17 protein-coding genes are annotated in these 18,374 nt (G+C 71.9%); 5 read left to right on the plus strand and 12 right to left on the minus strand.

Annotation, left to right across the window (positions count from 1 at the left end; all coding sequences use genetic code 11):
- Nucleotides 1-471: 471 nt before the first annotated feature.
- The 6 genes from ACWC91_RS34720 to ACWC91_RS34745 form a co-directional block, all read right to left on the minus strand.
- The gene (locus ACWC91_RS34720; RefSeq protein WP_450643512.1) at nucleotides 472-1,134 is read right to left on the minus strand and encodes a 5-oxoprolinase subunit B family protein; all 663 of its coding nucleotides are present in this window, start codon (nucleotides 1,132-1,134) and stop codon (nucleotides 472-474) included.
- On the minus strand, nucleotides 1,131-1,910 hold the full coding sequence (locus ACWC91_RS34725; protein ID WP_376500807.1) for a LamB/YcsF family protein: 780 nt from the start codon (nucleotides 1,908-1,910) through the stop codon (nucleotides 1,131-1,133). The genes ACWC91_RS34720 and ACWC91_RS34725 overlap by 4 nt, the downstream gene beginning before the upstream one ends.
- Nucleotides 1,911-2,115: 205 nt before the next feature.
- A complete protein-coding gene (gene groL / locus ACWC91_RS34730) occupies nucleotides 2,116-3,741 on the minus strand; it encodes a chaperonin GroEL (RefSeq protein WP_141359302.1) in 1,626 nt (541 codons plus the stop codon).
- Nucleotides 3,742-3,871: 130 nt separating this feature from the next.
- On the minus strand, nucleotides 3,872-4,180 hold the full coding sequence (gene groES / locus ACWC91_RS34735) for a co-chaperone GroES (protein ID WP_100569792.1): 309 nt from the start codon (nucleotides 4,178-4,180) through the stop codon (nucleotides 3,872-3,874).
- A 349-nt stretch (nucleotides 4,181-4,529) separates the two neighbouring features.
- On the minus strand, nucleotides 4,530-5,366 hold the full coding sequence (locus tag ACWC91_RS34740) for a polysaccharide deacetylase family protein (protein WP_225077959.1): 837 nt from the start codon (nucleotides 5,364-5,366) through the stop codon (nucleotides 4,530-4,532).
- Nucleotides 5,363-6,304, minus strand: a complete 942-nt coding sequence (locus ACWC91_RS34745; RefSeq protein WP_450643513.1) for a polysaccharide deacetylase family protein — start codon at nucleotides 6,302-6,304, stop codon at nucleotides 5,363-5,365. Before ACWC91_RS34745 ends, ACWC91_RS34740 begins: the two co-directional genes overlap by 4 nt.
- A 90-nt stretch (nucleotides 6,305-6,394) precedes the next feature.
- On the opposite strand from ACWC91_RS34745, the gene ACWC91_RS34750 reads away from it, so the two are divergent.
- Complete coding sequence (locus ACWC91_RS34750) at nucleotides 6,395-7,603, plus strand: class I SAM-dependent methyltransferase (RefSeq protein WP_450643514.1); 1,209 nt, start codon at nucleotides 6,395-6,397, stop codon at nucleotides 7,601-7,603.
- A gap of 14 nt (nucleotides 7,604-7,617) precedes the next feature.
- On the opposite strand, the gene ACWC91_RS34755 is transcribed toward ACWC91_RS34750, so the two are convergent.
- Nucleotides 7,618-8,703: an LCP family protein gene (locus tag ACWC91_RS34755; protein WP_376500811.1), complete on the minus strand. Its 1,086-nt coding sequence runs from the start codon at nucleotides 8,701-8,703 to the stop codon at nucleotides 7,618-7,620.
- A gap of 94 nt (nucleotides 8,704-8,797) precedes the next feature.
- Entirely contained in the window at nucleotides 8,798-9,826 is a 1,029-nt protein-coding gene (locus ACWC91_RS34760) for a LacI family DNA-binding transcriptional regulator (protein WP_225077963.1), read from the minus strand.
- Between the two features lie 154 nt (nucleotides 9,827-9,980).
- Here ACWC91_RS34760 and ACWC91_RS34765 point away from each other — a divergent pair, with 154 nt between their 5' ends.
- The 4 genes from ACWC91_RS34765 (at nucleotide 9,981) to ACWC91_RS34780 (ending at nucleotide 15,476) form a co-directional block, all read left to right on the plus strand.
- Nucleotides 9,981-11,291, plus strand: coding sequence for an ABC transporter substrate-binding protein (locus ACWC91_RS34765; RefSeq protein ID WP_376500813.1), 1,311 nt, complete (start codon nucleotides 9,981-9,983; stop codon nucleotides 11,289-11,291).
- A complete protein-coding gene (locus tag ACWC91_RS34770) occupies nucleotides 11,288-12,184 on the plus strand; it encodes a carbohydrate ABC transporter permease (protein WP_225077965.1) in 897 nt (298 codons plus the stop codon). Before ACWC91_RS34765 ends, ACWC91_RS34770 begins: the two co-directional genes overlap by 4 nt.
- A 4-nt stretch (nucleotides 12,185-12,188) precedes the next feature.
- Complete coding sequence (locus tag ACWC91_RS34775) at nucleotides 12,189-13,088, plus strand: carbohydrate ABC transporter permease (protein ID WP_373996167.1); 900 nt, start codon at nucleotides 12,189-12,191, stop codon at nucleotides 13,086-13,088.
- A gap of 75 nt (nucleotides 13,089-13,163) precedes the next feature.
- A complete protein-coding gene (locus tag ACWC91_RS34780) occupies nucleotides 13,164-15,476 on the plus strand; it encodes a beta-xylosidase/alpha-l-arabinosidase (protein WP_281155858.1) in 2,313 nt (770 codons plus the stop codon).
- Nucleotides 15,477-15,814: 338 nt separating this feature from the next.
- On the opposite strand, the gene ACWC91_RS34785 is transcribed toward ACWC91_RS34780, so the two are convergent.
- Genes ACWC91_RS34785 through tsaB form a run of 4 tightly spaced genes read right to left on the minus strand, consistent with a single transcriptional unit; the run spans nucleotide 15,815 to nucleotide 18,357 of the window.
- A complete protein-coding gene (locus tag ACWC91_RS34785) occupies nucleotides 15,815-16,081 on the minus strand; it encodes a hypothetical protein (protein ID WP_225077967.1) in 267 nt (88 codons plus the stop codon).
- Nucleotides 16,078-17,184 carry a tRNA (adenosine(37)-N6)-threonylcarbamoyltransferase complex transferase subunit TsaD gene (tsaD, locus tag ACWC91_RS34790; protein ID WP_225077968.1) on the minus strand — a complete coding sequence of 369 codons (1,107 nt, stop codon included), beginning with the start codon at nucleotides 17,182-17,184 and terminating at the stop codon, nucleotides 16,078-16,080. The genes ACWC91_RS34785 and tsaD overlap by 4 nt, the downstream gene beginning before the upstream one ends.
- Entirely contained in the window at nucleotides 17,177-17,707 is a 531-nt protein-coding gene (gene rimI, locus ACWC91_RS34795; protein ID WP_374114015.1) for a ribosomal protein S18-alanine N-acetyltransferase, read from the minus strand. Before rimI ends, tsaD begins: the two co-directional genes overlap by 8 nt.
- Complete coding sequence (tsaB, locus tag ACWC91_RS34800; RefSeq protein WP_225077969.1) at nucleotides 17,704-18,357, minus strand: tRNA (adenosine(37)-N6)-threonylcarbamoyltransferase complex dimerization subunit type 1 TsaB; 654 nt, start codon at nucleotides 18,355-18,357, stop codon at nucleotides 17,704-17,706. The genes rimI and tsaB overlap by 4 nt, the downstream gene beginning before the upstream one ends.
- Nucleotides 18,358-18,374 lie beyond the last annotated feature (17 nt).

Here is an 18,374-nt window from a genome sequence, read left to right on the forward strand (position 1 = left end):
CCGGGGTGCTCGCCGTCGGGGCGGTCTCTGTCAAAGCGTTCGCGGCCGGGGCAATAGTGGCCGGGGCGCTTGCCGCCGCCGCGGTCGGCACCGGGGCGCTCGCGGCCGGACCACTCACCTCCAGAGCGCTCATGCCCGGGGCGCTCGCCGCCGGAGCGGTCTCCGTCGGGGCGGCCTCTGCCGGAACACTCGCCGCCGCAGCGGTCGTGGCCGGAGCGCTCGCCGTCGAGACGGTCTCCGCCGGGGCGCTCGTAGCCGGGGTGCTCGCCGTCGGGGCGATCTCCGCCGAGGGACTCGCGGCCGGAAGACTAACCGCCGCAGCGGTCGTGGCCAGGGCGCTCGTCATCGGAGCAGTCTCCGTCGAGGCGGTATCCGCCGGGGCGCTCGTAGCCGGAGCGCTCACCGCCGGGACACTCGCCGCCGGGGCGATCGCCGCCGGGGTGGCGGTCGTTGTCTTCGCTGCGGGCGTCGTCATCCTGGCTCCTCGGGAACGAAGCGGACGTGGCTGCCGGGGGCCAGTAGCGCCGGCGGGTCGCGCCGCTCGTTCCACAGCACGGCGTCCGTGGTGCCGAGCAGCTGCCAGCCGCCTGGCGAGGAGCGCGGGTAGACCCCCGTGAAACCGCCGGCGACGGCGACCGAGCCCGCCGGCACCGCGGTGCGCGGCTCGGACCGGCGCGGCAGCCGCAGCAGCGGATCGGTGCCCGTGAGGTAGCCGAAGCCCGGGACGAAGCCCGCGAAGGCGACCGTGTAGAGGGGTGCGGTGTGCCGGGCGATCACCTCGCCCACGCCCAGGCCCGTCGACTCGGCCACGTGGGACAGGTCCTCGCCGTCGTAGCGGACGGCGAGCGTGACGATCCGTTCACCGACCGGCTCGGCGGACGCAGGGGTGCCGGGGGCAGGCTGCCCGGCCGGGCCGAGAGCCGCCGCGTGCTCCGCCACGGCCGCGGCCACGGCCGGGTGGGCGGTGACCGCGGGATCGTAGGTGACGAGCAGCGTGCGGGCGGCCGCGACCAGTTCCCGGACGCCGCGCGGGCGGTCCGCCTCCAGCGCGCCGCGCAGTGCCAGCACCTGCTCCAGGCCGTCGGCCTCGACGAGCAGGGCGTGGCTGCCGGCTCGGCGGATCCCGACGCTCACGCCGGCACCGTCAGGGACTTCGGCACGGCGAACGACGTCGGGGCGAGACCGGCCCGCTCCAGCTCCTCACGCAGCCTGCGCGCGATCGCGACCGCGTCTGCCGTGTCGCCGTGCACGCACAACGACCGTACGGACAGCGGAACGTCGCTGCCGTCCACGGCCTCCACCACGCCCTCGGTCACCATGCGCAGGCAGCGCCGCACGATCATCTCCGGGTCGTGCAGCACCGCGCCGGGTTCGCGGCGCGGGACCAGGGTGCCCGCGGGGGTGTACGCCCGGTCCGCGAACGCCTCGTGGACCGGGGTGAGCCCGGCCGCGGCGGCGGTGCGCAGCCACACGCTGCCGGGCAGGCCCAGCACCGGAAGCTCCGGGTCGTAGCGGCGCACCGCCTCCGCGACGGCGGCGGCCTGCGCCTCGTGGTGGACGATCGCGTTGTAGAGGGCGCCGTGCGGCTTGACGTAGGCGACACGGGTGCCGGCGAGGCGGGCGAAGCCGTCGAGCGCGGCGATCTGGTAGACGACGTCGTTGACCAGCTCGGCGGGGTCGACGTCGATGAAGCGGCGCCCGAAGCCCGCCAGGTCCCGGTAGCCCACCTGGGCGCCGATGGCGACGCCGCGCTCGGCGGCCCGCTCGCACGTCCGGCGCATCACGGTCGGATCGCCGGCGTGGAAGCCGCAGGCCACGTTCGCGCTGGTGACGAGGGACAGCAGCGCGTCGTCGTCACCGAGCCGCCACTGCCCGAAGCCCTCGCCGAGGTCACTGTTGAGATCGATCATGAACGCTCCGCAGCTCGGTTCTGCCACTCGGGACGGGTCATGCCGTGCGGGTCGCGGTGCCCGGCGTCACCGCCCCTGCCCCACCGGGCCCTCGCTCGTCCCGCATCATGCCGCAGGCCACCGGCAGCGGGGCCGACGACGACGGTGCCCGGCGCCCCCGTAGGGGTGCCGGGCACCGGTGGTTCGGTTCAGCTCAGCGGAGTGCTCAGTGGGCGTGGCCGTGGCCGTGGCCCGCGGCGGCCGGCTCTTCCTCTTCCTTCTTCTCGACGACCAGGGTCTCGGTCGTGAGCAGGAGGGAGGCGATGGAGGCGGCGTTCTCCAGGGCGGAGCGGGTGACCTTGACCGGGTCGATGACGCCGGCCTTGATCAGGTCGCCGTACTCGCCGGTGGCGGCGTTGTAGCCGCTGCCCTTCTCCAGCTCCGCCACCTTGGAGACGATGACGTAGCCCTCGAGGCCGGCGTTCTCGGCGATCCAGCGCAGCGGCTCGACGGCGGCGCGGCGGACGACCGCGACACCCGTGGCCTCGTCGCCGGTCTTGTCGAGGTTGCCCTCCAGGACCTTCACGGCGTGGACGAGCGCGGAGCCACCACCGGAGACGATGCCCTCCTCGACCGCGGCGCGGGTCGCGGAGATGGCGTCCTCCAGACGGTGCTTCTTCTCCTTCAGCTCCACCTCGGTGGCGGCGCCGACCTTGATCACGCACACGCCGCCGGCCAGCTTCGCGAGGCGCTCCTGGAGCTTCTCGCGGTCCCAGTCGGAGTCGGTGTTCTCGATCTCGGCCTTGATCTGGGAGACGCGGCCCTCCACGTCCTCCTTCTTGCCGGCGCCGTCGACGATCGTGGTGTCGTCCTTGGTGACGGTGACGCGGCGGGCGGAGCCGAGGACGTCCAGACCGGCCTGGTCGAGCTTGAGGCCGACCTCCTCGGAGATGACGGTGGCGCCGGTGAGGACCGCCATGTCCTGGAGCATCGCCTTGCGGCGGTCGCCGAAGCCGGGGGCCTTGACGGCCACGGCGTTGAACGTGCCGCGGATCTTGTTGACGACCAGGGTCGACAGGGCCTCGCCGTCGACGTCCTCGGCGATGATCAGCAGCGGCTTCGAGGCGTTGCCCTGGATGATCTTCTCGAGGAGCGGGAGCATGTCCGCGATGGCGGAGATCTTGCCCTGGTGGATCAGGATGTACGGGTCGTCGAGGACGGCCTCCATACGCTCCTGGTCCGTGACGAAGTACGGGGACAGGTAGCCCTTGTCGAAGGCCATGCCCTCGGTGAAGTCCAGCTCCAGACCGAAGGTGTTGGACTCCTCGACGGTGATGACGCCGTCCTTGCCGACCTTGTCCATCGCCTCGGCGATGAGCTCGCCGACCTGCTGGTCCTGGGCGGACAGCGCGGCCACGGCGGCGATGTCGGACTTCTCGTCGATCGGGCGGGCCGAGGCGTGCAGGTCGTCGGAGACGGCCTTGACCGCGGCGTCGATGCCCTTCTTCAGCGCGGCCGGGGAGGCGCCCGCGGCAACGTTCTTCAGGCCCTCGCGCACGAGCGCCTGGGCGAGCACGGTGGCGGTGGTGGTGCCGTCACCCGCGATGTCGTTGGTCTTGGTCGCCACCTCCTTCACCAGCTGGGCGCCGAGGTTCTCGTACGGGTCCTCGATCTCGACCTCACGGGCGATGGTGACGCCGTCGTTGGTGATGGTGGGCGCGCCGAACTTCTTGTCGATGACGACGTTGCGGCCCTTGGGGCCGATCGTCACCTTGACCGTGTCGGCGAGCTTGTTGACGCCGCGCTCGAGGGCGCGACGGGCGTCCTCGTCGAACTTCAGGATCTTCGCCATGGCAGCGGGAGCCCTCTCGAAATCTGGTGGTAAGACACTGCGCCCCGGGCGCCCGGCTTCTTATCGGTCGCGGGGGGCCAGGGGCGCAGCTCAAGCAGAATTGCTTCGGCTTCGTGAAGAAGCGGGTGAACTACTTCTCGATGATCGCGAGGACGTCGCGAGCCGAGAGGACGAGGTACTCCTCGTTGTTGTACTTCACCTCGGTGCCGCCGTACTTGCTGTAGAGCACGACGTCGCCGACCTTCACATCGAGCGGAAGACGGTTGCCGTCCTCGAAGCGGCCCGGGCCCACGGCCAGGACGACGCCCTCCTGGGGCTTCTCCTTCGCGGTGTCCGGGATGACCAGGCCAGAGGCCGTGGTCTGCTCGGCGTCCAGCGGCTGGACCACGATGCGGTCCTCGAGCGGCTTGATGGCAACCTTGGTGCTGGCGGTCGTCACGATCCGACCTCCCCCTTCGGAGATCTCACGGGGTTAACTGTCTGAGGTGGCGACCAGGTCGATCCGTCGTCGCGGGTGCCGGACCTGCCCGTCGCTTTGTTGGCACTCTCCAGGGGGGAGTGCCAGACCTGAGACTATGACCGTCGTTAGCACTCGGTCAAGCGGAGTGCCAATTGCCTCGTGGCGCGTCGGGGGCGGGGGGCGTCTTGGGGAACGTCTGTTCAAGGTGCGGTGGGTCTGTGTGGGCGCCTGGGGGCTGCCGCCCCCAGACCCCCGATTCGGCCCGGACGGCCTCGGCCGAGAACCTCGGCCCCGGGACAGTCCCGCCCCAGCCCGGAGACAACCTGGCTCAGAGATAGTCCTGCAGCCGGCCCACCGTCAGGCCCTTCCTCTGGATTCCGCGGAGCAGGCGGGTCGTGCGCTCGCGCAGGGGCGGGCCGTCGAGGTCGTCGTCGTCCGAGGCGACGAGGAGGATGTCGCCGGGGCGCAGTTCGTGGGGGCCGTGCCTGAAGCGCAGGCCGGTGTCGGTCGTGACGCCGCGCCACAGGGCGACCGCCGAGACCCCGCAGTCGGCGGCGGCGCGCAGGGTCGTCGTGTCGTACCTGCCGTAGGGCGGGCGGAAGAGGCGGGGGGTGACGCCGAAGCGGGAGCGGATCCTGTCCCGCTGGCCGCAGATCTCGGCGCGCTGGCCCGCGTAGGGCAGGCCGCGCAGCGAGGGGTGGTCCAGGGTGTGGTTCTGGAGGTCCGCGCCGACCGACATCAGGTGCGCGAAGTGCCCGTACCCCGGTCCGACGACACTGTCCGTGAGGAACATGCTGACCGGCAGCCGCAGTTCACGGACCATGTCGACGAACCGCGGATCCTTCTCCGCGCCGTCGTCGTAGGTGAGGAAGACGACCGGGTCGGAGGTCGCGACGCGGTCCACGACCTCGGGCAGGCCTGCGGACGGGGTGGCGCCGGCGAGCCGGGGCGGACGGGCCGGCGGCTTCGGCGGCGCGGCGAGCGGCGCCCTGAGCCCCCAGCGCCGGTAGGCCTGGTCGGCCGTCGGGCTCTGCGACCGCACGCCCTGCGCCGCCTTGCGGCCGAGCCGCTCGATGGGGTCGACGGACGTGGCACAGCCGGTCAGCAGCGAGGCGGCGAGCAGGGCCACGGCCAAGTGCCGCGGCCGGACGGGCCGCGGTCTCACAGGTAGTCCTCCAGCCGGGCCACCGCGTACCCGTCGGCCGTGACCTTGTTCAGGAACCGGCGCATGTCGTCGGCCATCGTGCCGTTCCACTCGTTGCGGCCCCGGAAGTGGGTGAGCACGATGTCGCCGGGCCGCAGCCGCTGGTCGTCCTCGCGGAACTCCCAGTGGTCGACGAAGACCTCCTCGTTCCAGATGGGCGCGTACTCGATGCCGCAGGACTTGGCGGCGCGCAGGGTGTCCTGGTTGTAGTTTCCGTAGGGCGGGCGGAACATCTTCGGGCGCTTGCCGAACTGCTCCTCCATGATGTCCTGCATGCCGCAGATCTCGCGCTTCTGCTCTTCGTAGGACAGGGCAGGCAGGTAACGGTGGTGCAGGGTGTGGTTGTTGAGGGTGACCCCGGAGCCCTGCATCTTCCAGAAGTAGCCGTAGTCGCCCTTGACGAGGTCGTCGGTGAGGAACGCGGTGTACGGGATCTTCAGGTCCCGCATCATCCGCAGGAACTGCGGATCCTTCTCCGCTCCGTCGTCGATGGTGAGGAAGACGACCTTGTCCTTGGTGGGGACCGTGGTGAAGACCGGGGGCAGGTTCCAGTCCTTCTGGTGCTTCACCTCGAAACCGGCGCGGGCGGTGGCCTTCGGCTTCGTCGTGGGCGGCTGCGGGGGGACCAGCGGGACGCGCTCCAGACTCCAGCGCTTGGCGGTGGCCACCCGCTGCGCGTAGGAGGTGTGCAGGCGGTCGGCGAAGGAGCCGGGGGCGGCAGCGGGGGCGTGCGCCTGAGGGTGCTGCTGGCCGGGGGCCGGGCGCACCTGCACGTCCGGCTGCGCGCAGCCGGAGGCGAGGGCGACGACGGCGAGCACCGCCAGCCCGCCGCGGATCCGGGTCCCGCGAATCGGGACCCTTTTCAGACCCTTTTTGTCATTTTGTACGACTAGCCTCATGGTGCCGGATCCTCGCAGGCCACCGCCCGGAAGCCGGGGCGACACCGCGGCCGGAGGCACACCGTCCACCGACTGGCCCACAATGAGCCGGTGAACGACCACCTCCACGCCTTCGCCTCGCTGCTCACCCCCGAGGGCCGCGCCCTCCTCGACGAAGTGCGCGGCACCGAACCCGCCGACGAACTCGCGGTCGCCACCCGGCTGCGCCGTGAGCACCCCGCCGAACTGGTGTCGGCGGCGCTCGGCCAGGCCCGGCTGCGGCAGCGGGCGGCCGTGAAGTTCGGGGCCGAGGACGCGGGGCGGATGTTCTTCACGCCGAACGGGGTGGAGCAGTCGACGCGGGCGAGTGTGGCGGCGTACCGGGCGGGCCGGCTGCGGGAGTCGGGGGTGGCCTCGGTCGCGGACCTGTGCTGCGGGATCGGCGGCGACGCGATCGCCCTCGCCCGCGCCGGGATCCGGGTCCTGGCCGTCGACCGGGACCCGCTGACCGCCGCCGCGGCCCGCGCGAACGCCGAGGCGCTCGGGGTGGCGGACCTGATCGAGGTGCGGGAGGCGGACGTCACGGAGGTCGACACGGCCTCGTACGACGCGGTGTTCGTGGATCCGGCCCGCAGAACAGGCGGAGGGAGGGGTGGCGGACGGGCCGCGGGCGGGCGCGTCTTCGACCCCGAGGCGTACTCGCCGCCGCTGTCCTGGGCGGTCGGCGCCGCGCTCCGGGCGCCCCGCGCGGCCCTGAAGATCGCCCCCGGCATCCCGCACGAGCTGATCCCGCCGCAGGCCGAGGCCGAGTGGATCTCCGACGGCGGGGACGTGAAGGAGGCGGTGCTGTGGTTCGGCACCGAGCCGGGCCTCATCCGGGCCACCCTGCTGCCCGGCCCGCGCACCCTGCGCGGCCGCGGCCTGCCCGACCCCCCGGTCCGCACCCCGGGCCGCTACCTGTACGAGCCCGACGGCGCCGTGATCCGTGCCCACCTGGTGGCCGAGGCCGCCCGGGAACTCGACGGCGGCCTGATCGACGCGACCATCGCGTACGTGACCGCCGACGAACTCCGCCCCACCCCGTACGCCACCGCCTACGAGATCACCGACCGGCTCCCCTTCAACGTCAAGAAGCTGAAGGCCCTGCTGCGGGAGCGCGAGGTGGGCGCGCTGACCGTGAAGAAGCGGGGCTCGGCGGTCGAGCCGGAGGAACTGCGCAGGAAGGTCCTGCCGAAGCCGCACGGCAGGAACGCGGCGACGGTGTTCCTCACCCGGGTCGCCGGGGCACCCACCATGCTGCTCGGCCACCCGGCGGGCTGACGCCGCTCACCGGCTCACCGCAGCGACGTCCACAGTTCGCCCGCGTCCGGTTCCTGCGCCACCACCCGGTTGGGGTTCCACGGGGCCGTCACCACCGGCATGGTCACCGTCTTCACGTTCTGCGCCGACAGGCCCTTCAGGCTCTCGCCGAGGGTCGTCAGTTCGCCCAGCGAGTCGAGGCCGGTGTCGGCGGTCAGGCTGCCGGTCACCGCGTCGGCGACCCGGTAGAGCCCGGCGGGGTCTTCCAGCAGGCCGGAGTCGGAGATCTGCTCCAGCAGCGCCTTGACCAGCGTCTGCTGGAGGCCTATGCGGCCCAGGTCGCTGCCGTCGCCCACGCCGTACCGGGTGCGGGCCAGGGCCAGGGCCTCGGTGCCGTTCAGATGGTGGGTGCCGGCCTTCAGGTGCAGATGGCTCTTGTCGTCGTCGATGTCCAGCTCGGTGGTGACGGTGACCCCGCCCATCGCGTCCACCAGCTTCGCGAAGCCGGAGAAGTCGATCTCGATGTAGTGGTCCATGCGGATGCCGGTGAGCGTCTCGACCGTCTTGACCGCGCACACCGGTCCGCCCACCGAGTACGCGCTGTTGAACATGGTGTAGTTCGCCACCGCCGTGGAACCGCCGGACTCCAGCGGGCAGGACGGGCGGGTCACCAGCGTGTCGCGCGGGATGCTCACCACGGTGGCCGCGGTCCGGCCGGCGTCGATGTGCACGATCATCGCGGTGTCGGAGCGGGCGCCCTCGCTGTCGCCGCCGCCGAGTTCCTCGTTCTGCTCGCCGCTGCGCGAGTCCGAGCCGAGGACCAGGATGTTGAGGGCCCCCTTGGGCAGGGCGGCCGTGTCGGCCGACGGTGCCGTACGCGACCCGGGCGGGCGGTCGTCCCCGAGCGCGCTGTTGATGTCGACGCTCTTGATGTTCTGGTTCAGGTGCCAGTACGCGATGCCCGCCGCCGCGGCGCCCAGCACCAGGACGCCCGACAGGCCGAGGCCCACGGCCTTCAGGGCCCGTGACCGCCGGCCGGCCCCTCCCCCCGCGTCCCCGCTGTCGCTGTCACCCTGTCCGCTGTCATGTCCCCTGTTGTGTCCCCTCACGGGGAGGAACATACGTCCGACTCATGAGGAGCCCGACAGGGGGAGGCGCCCACGACCGATTTCTTCGGAAAATCTCATCTTCCCCGAAACTTTCGGCACTTGAGCTTCACTTCGCGGGTGCCGCCGTGCTGCTGCGCACCACCAGGCTCGTGGCCAGCTCCACCCGGGTCGCCACCGGCGAGTCCTCCTCGCGCCCGAGGTCCAGCACCAGCTTCGCCGCCGCCTCGGCCATCTCCGTCAGCGGCTGGCGCACGGTCGTCAGCGGCGGCCCGACCCAGCGCGCCACCGGCAGATCGTCGAAGCCGACCACGCTCAGGTCCTCCGGGACGCGCAGGCCCAGTTCGCGCGCCGCCTCGTACACGCCGAGCGCCTGGAGGTCGTTGCCCGCGAAGACGGCGGTCGGCCGGTCCTCGCGGCGCAGCAGCTTCAGGCCCAGCCGGTAGCCGGCCTCGTGGTGGAAGTCGCCGGTCACGATCAGCGACGGGTCCACCGGCAGCCCGGCCGTCTCCAGCGCGGCCCGGTAGCCGTCCACCCGGGCGCGGCTGCACATCATCCGGGACGGCCCGCTGATCGCGCCGATCCGGGTGTGCCCGAGCTCCACCAGGTGCCGGGTGGCGGCCAGCCCGCCCTGCCAGTTGGTGGCGCCGATCGAGGGCACGTCGGCGCCCGGATCACCGGCCGGGTCCATCACCACGAACGGGATGGAACGGCTGGTCAGCAGCGCCCGCTGGGACTCGTCGAGCCCGGACAGCACCAGGACCACGCCGTGCGGCCGGCGGGCGGCGACCTGGTCGGCCCAGGTCCGCCCGGGAGTGAGCCGGCCCGCGCTCTCGGAGAGCACGACGCTCAGCCCCGCGTCCCGCGCCACGTTCTCCACGCCTCGGATGACCTCCATCGCCCAGGCGCTCTCCAACTCGTGGAAGACCAGGTCGATCAGCGGCGATCGGGTCGCCTCGGCCCGCCGGCGCCGGTAGCCGTGCGCCCGCAGGAGCTCCTCGACCCGGGAGCGGGTGGCCGGGGCGACGTCGGCGCGACCGTTGAGAACCTTCGAAACAGTCGGAGCCGACACACCGGCCTCGCGGGCGATCTCGGCGAGCGTGGCGGTCTGCGTTCCTGCGGTCTTCGTCGGCTTCATGGCCGCGATCGTATCTCTGCGAGACCTCTTGACGAACCCCCTCGACCGCTTTAGGTTCCCGGAACATTCGAAGTGCCATACGAAACATTCGGCCACTCGAACAGTTCGGCCAGACGAACATTCGGAACACGACATTCGTGAGAGGTGCCGTCACATGGAGTCCTACAGCAGGCGCTGGTTTCTCGGCGCCGGCGCCACCACCCTCATCTCGGCCGCCGGACTTACCGCCTGCGGCTCCGGCAGCGGCTCCGGCGGCTCGGGCGGCACGATCACGGCGATGGTGTACGGCGACGACGCCGTGAAGGTGCAGACCGCGGCCGTCACCCGGTTCAACGCCTCCGCCGCGGCCAAGAAGGCGAACGGCAGGATCAAGCTGGAGAAGGTGCCCGGCTCGGACTACCCGGCCAAGCTGCGCACCGCGATGGGCTCGCCCCACGCCCCGGACGTGTTCTTCAACTGGGGCGGCGGCTCCATCAAGGCGTACAAGGACGCGGGCCAGCTGATCGACCTCACCGACACCATCGAGTCCGACCCGGTCCTCAAGGACGGCTTCCTGCCCTCCGTGCTCGCGGCCGGCGCGCTCAGCGGACGCAACTTCGGTATCCCGATGCGCGGGATGCAGCCGGTGATGCTCTTCTACAACAAGGCCATCTTCGCCGAGCACAAGCTCCAGCCGCCCACCACCTGGGACCAGCTGCTCGACATCAACGCCAAGCTGAAGAAGGCGAAGATCACCCCGTTCGCGCTCGGCGGCGCCGACATCTGGCCGGAACTGATGTGGCTGGAGTACCTGGTCGACCGCATCGGCGGCCCCGAGGTCTTCGAAAAGATCAAGAACGGCGACTCCTCCGGCTGGGGCGACCCGGCCGTCCTCAAGGCCGCCGAGACGGTCAGGCAGCTCATCGACGACGGCGCCTTCGGCAAGGGCTTCAGCTCGGTGGCGTACACCAACAAGGGCGCGCCGGCGGTCTTCGCCAAGGGCAAGGCGGCCATGCACCTGATGGGCTCGTGGGAGTACTCCACGCAGCTCGGCGAGTTCCCGGACTTCGCCAAGAAGAGCCTGGGCTGGTGCGCGTTCCCGAAGTACGACGGCGGCGCCGGCGACATCCGCAACGTGGTCGGCAACCCGACCAACTACTGGTCGGTGAACGCCCGTACGTCCAACAAGGACGCGGCGATCGCCTTCCTGAAGGAGTGCGCCTCCGAGCAGTACGCCAAGGACCTGATCGCCAACGGCGACATCCCGACCACGTCCAACGCGGCCAACCTGCTGGACGCCTCCCCCAACCCCGAGTTCGCCAAGTTCCAGTACTCGATGGTGCAGCAGGCCCCCGCCTTCACCCTGAGCTGGGACCAGGCGGTCGACCCGAACATCTCCACGCCGATGCTCACCGAGATCAACAAGCTGTTCGTGGGCAAGTCGAGCCCGAGCCAGTTCGTCACCGCGCTCCAGGGGCTGAAGTGAGTTCGACGGTCTCCACCGGGACGAAGGGCAGGCCCGGGAAGGGCGTGCGGGCCGGTCGCCCGCACGCCGCCTGGGCCCTGCCCGGCGTTCTGTTCTTCGGCTTCTTCGCCATCGCCCCGATGCTCCTGGCCTTCTACCTGTCCTTCACCAAGTGGAACGGCCTGGGCGACCCCGAACCGGCGGGCCTGGCCAACTGGCAGAAACTGTTCAACGACCCGCGCCTGACCCAGTCCATCACGGTGACCGTGCTGCTCACCGTGGTCAGCTGGACCTTCCAGACGGTGGTCTCGCTGCTGCTGGGCGTCTGGGCGGCGGGCCGCCAGCGCAACCGGGCGGTGCTGTCCGCGATCTTCTTCACGCCGTTCCTGCTGTCCTCGACGGCGATCGCACTGCTCTTCTACTCCCTGCTCGACCCGAACTTCGGCATCATCCGCGGGGACACGTTCGGCTCGACGTCCGGCGCCTTCCTGGCGATCGTGTTCGTCGGCGGCTGGCAGTTCATCCCCTTCCACACCCTGATCTACCAGGGCGGGGCACGGCAGATCCCCGAGGTCCTCTACCAGGCCGCGGCGATCGACGGCGCCGGCCGCTACCGCCAGTTCTTCTCGATCACCCTGCCCCAGCTGCGCAACACGGCGACCACGTCCAGCGTGCTGATGATCGTCGGCTCGCTCACGTACTTCGAGACCGTCCTGATCCTGACCCAGGGCGGCCCCGGCACGGACACCGCGATCCTGCCGTACCTGATGTACGAAGCGGGCTTCAAGAGCTACGACTTCGGCTACGCGAGCGCCATCGCGTCCTTCCTCGTCGTGGCCGCCACCGCGCTGTCGCTGCTGCTGGTCCGGCTGACCGGCTTCGGCGCCATGCGCAGCACCAGGGAAGGAATGTGACGAAGTGTCACACGATACGCTGCCACGCCGTCCGCTGCGCACCCCCCGGACGCCGGTGACCGCGGCCCCCACGCACCGCCGCCGCCACTGGACGAGGCGCCCGAACCCGCTGGCCGGCCTCGGCTCGGTCGTCTGGCTGATCATCGTGATCATCCCGATCTACGCGATGATCTCGACCTCGCTGACCCGGCAGGACGAGGCTCTGGGCAACGCCCTCGACCCGCCGGAGCACCCGACCCTGGAGAACTACAACACCGTCCTGCACAGCGGCTTCGGCCACCTCCTCGCCAACACGGTGACCGTCGCGGCGGCGGTGGTGGCCATCGTCCTCGTACTGTGCGTCCCGCTCGCCTACGTCGCCGTCCGCACCCGCAGCTTCTGGTCGGGCGCGGCCTTCCGCATGTTCCTGCTCGGCGTCGCGATCCCGGCCCAGGCGGTCGTCGTCCCGCTCTACCTGATGATCGCCAAGCTGAACCTCTACGACAGCCTGCTCGCGGTCATCCTGCCGACGGCGGCGTTCGCGATGCCGGTCTCGACGCTCATCCTCACCGGCACCCTGCGGGACATATCCGAGGAGCTGTACGAGGCGATGGCGCTGGACGGCGCCTCCCCCACGCGGATGCTGTTCCAGCTGGTCATCCCGATGGCCAAGGGCGGCATCAGCACGGTCGTCGTCTACTCCGCCCTCCAGGCCTGGAACGGCTTCCTCTTCCCGCTGATCTTCACCCAGTCCGACGGCCCGCGCGTGCTGACCCTCGGACTGTTCAACTACGTCAGCGAGTTCGGCGTGAACATCCCCGCACTGCTCGCCTCCGTCGTCCTCTCCGGCATCCCGATCTTCGCCGTCTACCTGGTGGCCCGGCGCGCCCTCGTGGGCGGCCTGATGGGTGTGGGCGGCAAGTGACCGAGTGACCGGGACCGCCCCGCGGCAGCCGAATCCCCCCTCATGGACAGACCCGCCAGACCCGACAGGAGTTTCATGACCACCGCCCCCTGGCGCGACCCCGCCCTGCCCGCCGCCGCCCGCGTCGACGACCTGCTCTCCCGGATGACCATCGAGGAGAAGGTCGCCCAGCTGTACGGCGTGTGGGTGGGCGCCGCGACGGACGGCGACGGCGTCGCTCCGCACCAGCAGCAGATGAACACGGACTACGACTGGGACGAGCTGATCACCCTCGGGCTCGGCCAGCTCACCCGCTCCTTCGGCACCGCCCCCGTGGACCCCGCGCTGGGCGCGCAGGCACTGGCCCGCGCCCAGCGCCGGATCGCCGAGGCCGGCCGTTTCGGCATCCCCGCGGTCGCGCACGAGGAGTGCCTGGCGGGCTTCACGGCCTGGGGCGCGACCGCCTACCCGGTCCCGCTGGCGTGGGGCGCCACGTTCGACCCGGCGCTGGTGGAGGAGATGGCCGGCCGCATCGGGCGGGACATGCGCTCGGTGGGCGTGCACCAGGGGCTCGCGCCCGTCCTGGACGTGGTCCGCGATCCCCGCTGGGGCCGGGTCGAGGAGACCGCGGGCGAGGACCCGTACCTGGTCGGCACGATCGGCAGCGCGTACGTGCGGGGCCTGGAGTCGGCGGGGATCGTGTCCACGCTGAAGCACTTCGCCGGGTACGCCTCCTCGGCGGGCGCCCGCAACCTGGCCCCGGTGCGGGCCGGCACCCGGGAGTTCGCCGACGTCACCCTCCCGCCCTTCGAGATGGCGCTGCGCGAGGGCGGCGCGCGCTCGGTGATGGCCGCGTACACGGAGACGGACGGCGTCCCGGCCTCCGCGGACCCGCAGCTGCTCACCGAACTCCTGCGCGAGCAGTGGGGTTTCACCGGCACGGTGGTCGCCGACTACTTCGCCGTCGACTTCCTGCGGACCCTGCACCGGGTCGCCGGCACCCCCGCCGAGTCGGCGCACCTGGCCCTGGCCGCCGGCATCGACGTCGAGCTGCCGACGCTGAAGTGCTACGGCAAGGAACTGGTGGCGGCGGTCCAGGACGGCACGGTCCCGGAGTCGCTGGTGGACCGCGCGGCCCGCCGCGTCCTGCTCCAGAAGTGCGAACTGGGCCTGCTGGACGAGGACTGGGCCGCGGACGCCCCGGCCGAGTCCATCGACCTGGACTCGGCGGAGAACCGGGCCGTGGCCCGCCGGGTGGCCGAGGAGTCGGTGGTGCTGCTGGCCAACCCGGACGGAGTACTGCCCCTCTCCCCCGACACCCGGATCGCGGTCGTCGGCCCCCGGGCGGCGGACGCCCTGGCGATGCTGGGCTGCTACTCCTTCCCGTCCCACGTGGGCACGCAGCACCCCGAGGTGCCCATGGGCATCGAGATCCCCACCCTGCTGGACGCCCTGCGCGGCGAACTGCCCGACGCGAAGGTGACGTTCACGGAGGGCTGCGGCGTCTCCGAGCCGGACACCGCGGGCTTCGAGGAGGCGGTCGCCCGGGCGCGGGAGGCGGACGTGTGCGTGGCCGTCCTCGGCGACCGCTCGGGCCTGTTCGGCCGGGGCACGTCTGGTGAGGGCTGCGACGTGGCGGACCTCGCGCTGCCCGGTGTGCAGGGCGCGTTGCTGGACGCGCTGGTGGAGACGGGCGTCCCCGTCGTCCTCGTCCTGCTCACCGGCCGCCCCTACGCGCTCGGCCGCTGGGACGGCCGGCTGGGCGCGGCCGTCCAGGCGTTCTTCCCGGGCGAGGAGGGCGGACCGGCGGTCGCGGGCGTCCTGTCGGGCCGTGTGAACCCCTCGGGCCGGCTGCCGGTGAGCGTGCCGCGCGGGCCCGGCGGCCAGCCGTGGACGTACCTCCAGCCGCCGCTGGGCCTGGCGGGCGAGGTGAGCAGCCTGGACCCGACGCCGCTGTACCCGTTCGGACACGGGGTGTCCTACACGACGTTCGAGTGGGCGGACTTCCAGGGCAACGATGTCACCGAGATCGACACGGACGGCTCGCACGACGTCTCGCTGACCGTGCGCAACACCGGTGACCGGGCCGGCGCGGAGGTCGTGCAGCTGTACCTGCACGACCCGGTGGCGTCGGTGACCCGTCCGGACGTCCGCCTGATCGGCTACCGGCGGCTGGAGCTGGACCCCGGCGAGTCCCGCCGGGTGACCTTCCGCTTCCACGCGGACCTGTCGGCGTTCACCGACCGCACGGGCCGGCGGGTGGTGGAGCCGGGCGCCCTGGAGCTGCGGCTGGCCACGTCGGCGTCGGGCGTCCGCCACACGGCGCACCTGACCCTGACGGGTCCGGTCCGCGAGGTGGGCGTGGAGCGCCGCCTGCACTGCGAGACGGAGACCTCACCGACGGCTTGACCCGCCCCCTGGGGGCTGCCGCTCCCGGACCCCCGCTTCACAACCCCTCAACTCGCCGAGACAGGCGGGAGGATGGGATAGCGGGGGTGCGGGGGGCAGAGCAGAGCCCCCTGCCGGGGCCTGGGGTGGAGCCCCAGGGGGTGGACGAAGTCGCAAAAAACCCCGCCCTCCGGATGAACCGGAGGGCGGGGTTCCATCGAGCGCCGGGCAGGCCTTGCACCTGCATCTCCCCGCAGGAAGCGGGACGTCTTTCCTTGGACCACCAACGCACTGCTCGCGGGCCTCAGTTGGCCGCTTGCGTGTGATGATCATAGACCACCCGAAGGGCCGGTGGCCAATCAGCCGTCCCGGCCCTCGCCCACCGGCTCGAACCGCCACCGATGCACGGCCCGCGTGACCAACTCACCCGTCGGCTCGGGAAGTTCCGGCAGCTCGGCGGTGTACTCCGCGTCCCACCAGGTGATGACCAGCACCCGGTCCTGCGGAGCGCGGAAGGTCTCCCGCCGCAGGGGCGGCGGCGCGAGCTCCTGCCGCCGGGCCCAGGCGAGCAGTTCCTCCCCCCGGCCCGCCACCGCCCGCGCCTCCCACATCAGCGCCACCGTCACGGGTACAGGTTCTCCTTGCTGACCTCGTGCACATGGTCATGGGTGTGCCCGGTGCCCGGCACATGCGGATCCGTCACCGGCAGGGAGGAGTCCGCCGACAGGTCCCAGTCGGAGGCCGCCCGGCCCCGGCTGACCATCTCCGCGCCCAGCGCCGCCACCATCGCGCCGTTGTCCGTGCACAGCTTGGGCCGGGGCACGCGCAGCCGGATCCCGGCCGCCTCGCACCGCTCCTGCGCCAGGGCCCGCAGCCGCGAGTTCGCGGCCACGCCGCCGCCGATCATCAGGTGGTCGACGCCCGCGTCCTCGCAGGCCCGTACGGCCTTGCGGGTCAGCACGTCCACCACCGCCTCCTGGAAGGACGCGGCCACGTCGCGCACCGGGACCTCCTCCCCGGCCGCCCGCTTGGCCTCGATCCAGCGGGCCACGGCCGTCTTCAGGCCGGAGAAGGAGAAGTCGTAGGCGGGGTCGCGCGGACCCGTCAGCCCGCGCGGGAAGGCGATCGCCGCCGGGTCGCCCTCCGTCGCGTACCGGTCGATGACCGGCCCGCCCGGGAAGCCCAGGTCCAGTACGCGCGCGATCTTGTCGAAGGCCTCGCCCGCCGCGTCGTCGATCGTCGCGCCCATGGGCCGTACGTCCGCGGTGATGTCCGTGGACAGCAGGAGCGAGGAGTGCCCGCCGGACACCAGCAGCGCCATCGTCGGCTCCGGCAGCGGGCCGTGCTCCAGCTGGTCCACGCAGATGTGCGAGGCGAGGTGGTTGACGCCGTACAGCGGCTTGCCCAGGGCGTAGGCGTACGCCTTGGCCGCCGAGACGCCGACGAGCAGGGCGCCGGCCAGACCGGGTCCCGCGGTGACCGCGATGCCGTCCAGGTCCCTGGCGCTGACCCCCGCCTCCTTGAGCGCGCGCTCGATGGTCGGCACCATCGCCTCCAGATGGGCCCGGGAGGCCACCTCCGGGACGACCCCGCCGAACCGCGCGTGCTCGTCGACGCTGGAGGCGACCGCGTCCGCCAGCAGGGTGGTGCCGCGGACGATGCCGACGCCGGTCTCGTCGCAGGAGGTCTCGATGCCGAGGACGAGCGGTTCGTCCCTCAAGTCAGTCATGGGTCTCGGTTCCTTGTACACCGTTGACGGAGGTTGCCGGGTCGGACAGGCGCATCACCACGGCGTCCACGTTCCCGGGCTGGTAGTAGCCGCGCCGGAAGCCGATGGGCTCGAAGCCGAAGCGCTCGTAGAGCTTCTGCGCGCGGACGTTGTCCACGCGGCATTCGAGCATCACCTCGGCGCACTCGAAGGCGGTCGCGGCCCGCAGCAGCTCGGTCAGCAGCCGGGAGCCGAGCCCGGTGCTCCAGTGGTCGCGGGCGACGGCGATGGTCTGCACGTCGCCCTGGCCGCCCGAGGCGACCAGTCCGGCGTACCCGACGATCCGGCCGCCGTCCTCGGCCACCACGTAGCGCCGGGTCGCATCCGGGCCCCTGGAGTGCGCCAGCTCGGACCAGAACATGCCCCGGGACCAGGCGTCCTCCGGGAACAGGTCCTTCTCCAGTTCCAGCACCGGGTCGATGTCCCACCAGCGCATCTCGCGCAGTACGCACCGGGCGGACCCGGTCGTCGTCTGTCCCGTCACTTCGGGGTGACCACCTTGTAGTTCTTGGGCACCTGGGCGTCCGGCCGGCGCAGGTACAGCGGCCGGGGCGCGGGCAGCTCCTCACCGGCGGCCAGCCTCTCGGCGGCCAGCGAGGCGAGGGCGGCGGCCGACACGTGCTCCGGCTCGTGCGCCTGCGGGAAGGTCTCGGGGTACAGCAGCGCGCCCGCGCCGACCGCGGGCAGGCCCCTGACCCGGTCGGCAATGTCGGCCGGCCGGTCAACGGCCGGGTCGGTGACCCGGGTGCGCGAGTCGGCGTACCGGGCCCAGTAGACCTCCTTGCGGCGGGCGTCGGTCGCCACGACGAAGGGGCCGGGGAGGTCGGCCGCGTAGGCGAGGCCGTCGAGCGTGCACACGCCGTACACGGGCACGCCGAGGGCGAGCCCGAGGGTGTCGGCGGTCATCAGGCCGACGCGCAGGCCGGTGTACGGGCCGGGCCCGACGCCGACGACGACACCCGTGACGGCGTCCAGCTTGAGCCCGGCCTCGGTGAGCACCCGGTCGACGGCCGGCAGCAGGAGCTCTCCGTGCCGGCGCGCGTCCACCTGGCTGGAGGAGGCGATGACGGCCGTTCCGTCGTGCAGGGCGACGGTGACGGCGGGGGTGGCGGTATCCAGAGCGAGCAAGAGCACGCAAACAGCCTACGGCT

Source organism: Streptomyces sp. NPDC001204 (genome assembly GCF_053598035.1).

Excerpts from the sequence above, each read along its gene's own strand:
- ACWC91_RS34725 (WP_376500807.1), bottom strand. The coding sequence starts at position 1,910 with ATGATCGATCTCAACAGTGACCTCGGCGAGGGCTTCGGGCAGTGGCGG.
- groL (WP_141359302.1), bottom strand. The coding sequence starts at position 3,741 with ATGGCGAAGATCCTGAAGTTCGACGAGGACGCCCGTCGCGCCCTCGAG.
- ACWC91_RS34745 (WP_450643513.1), bottom strand. The coding sequence starts at position 6,304 with ATGAGGCTAGTCGTACAAAATGACAAAAAGGGTCTGAAAAGGGTCCCG.
- ACWC91_RS34755 (WP_376500811.1), bottom strand. The coding sequence starts at position 8,703 with ATGTTCCTCCCCGTGAGGGGACACAACAGGGGACATGACAGCGGACAG.
- ACWC91_RS34760 (WP_225077963.1), bottom strand. The coding sequence starts at position 9,826 with ATGAAGCCGACGAAGACCGCAGGAACGCAGACCGCCACGCTCGCCGAG.
- ACWC91_RS34765 (WP_376500813.1), top strand. The coding sequence starts at position 9,981 with ATGGAGTCCTACAGCAGGCGCTGGTTTCTCGGCGCCGGCGCCACCACC.
- ACWC91_RS34780 (WP_281155858.1), top strand. The coding sequence starts at position 13,164 with ATGACCACCGCCCCCTGGCGCGACCCCGCCCTGCCCGCCGCCGCCCGC.
- tsaD (WP_225077968.1), bottom strand. The coding sequence starts at position 17,184 with ATGACTGACTTGAGGGACGAACCGCTCGTCCTCGGCATCGAGACCTCC.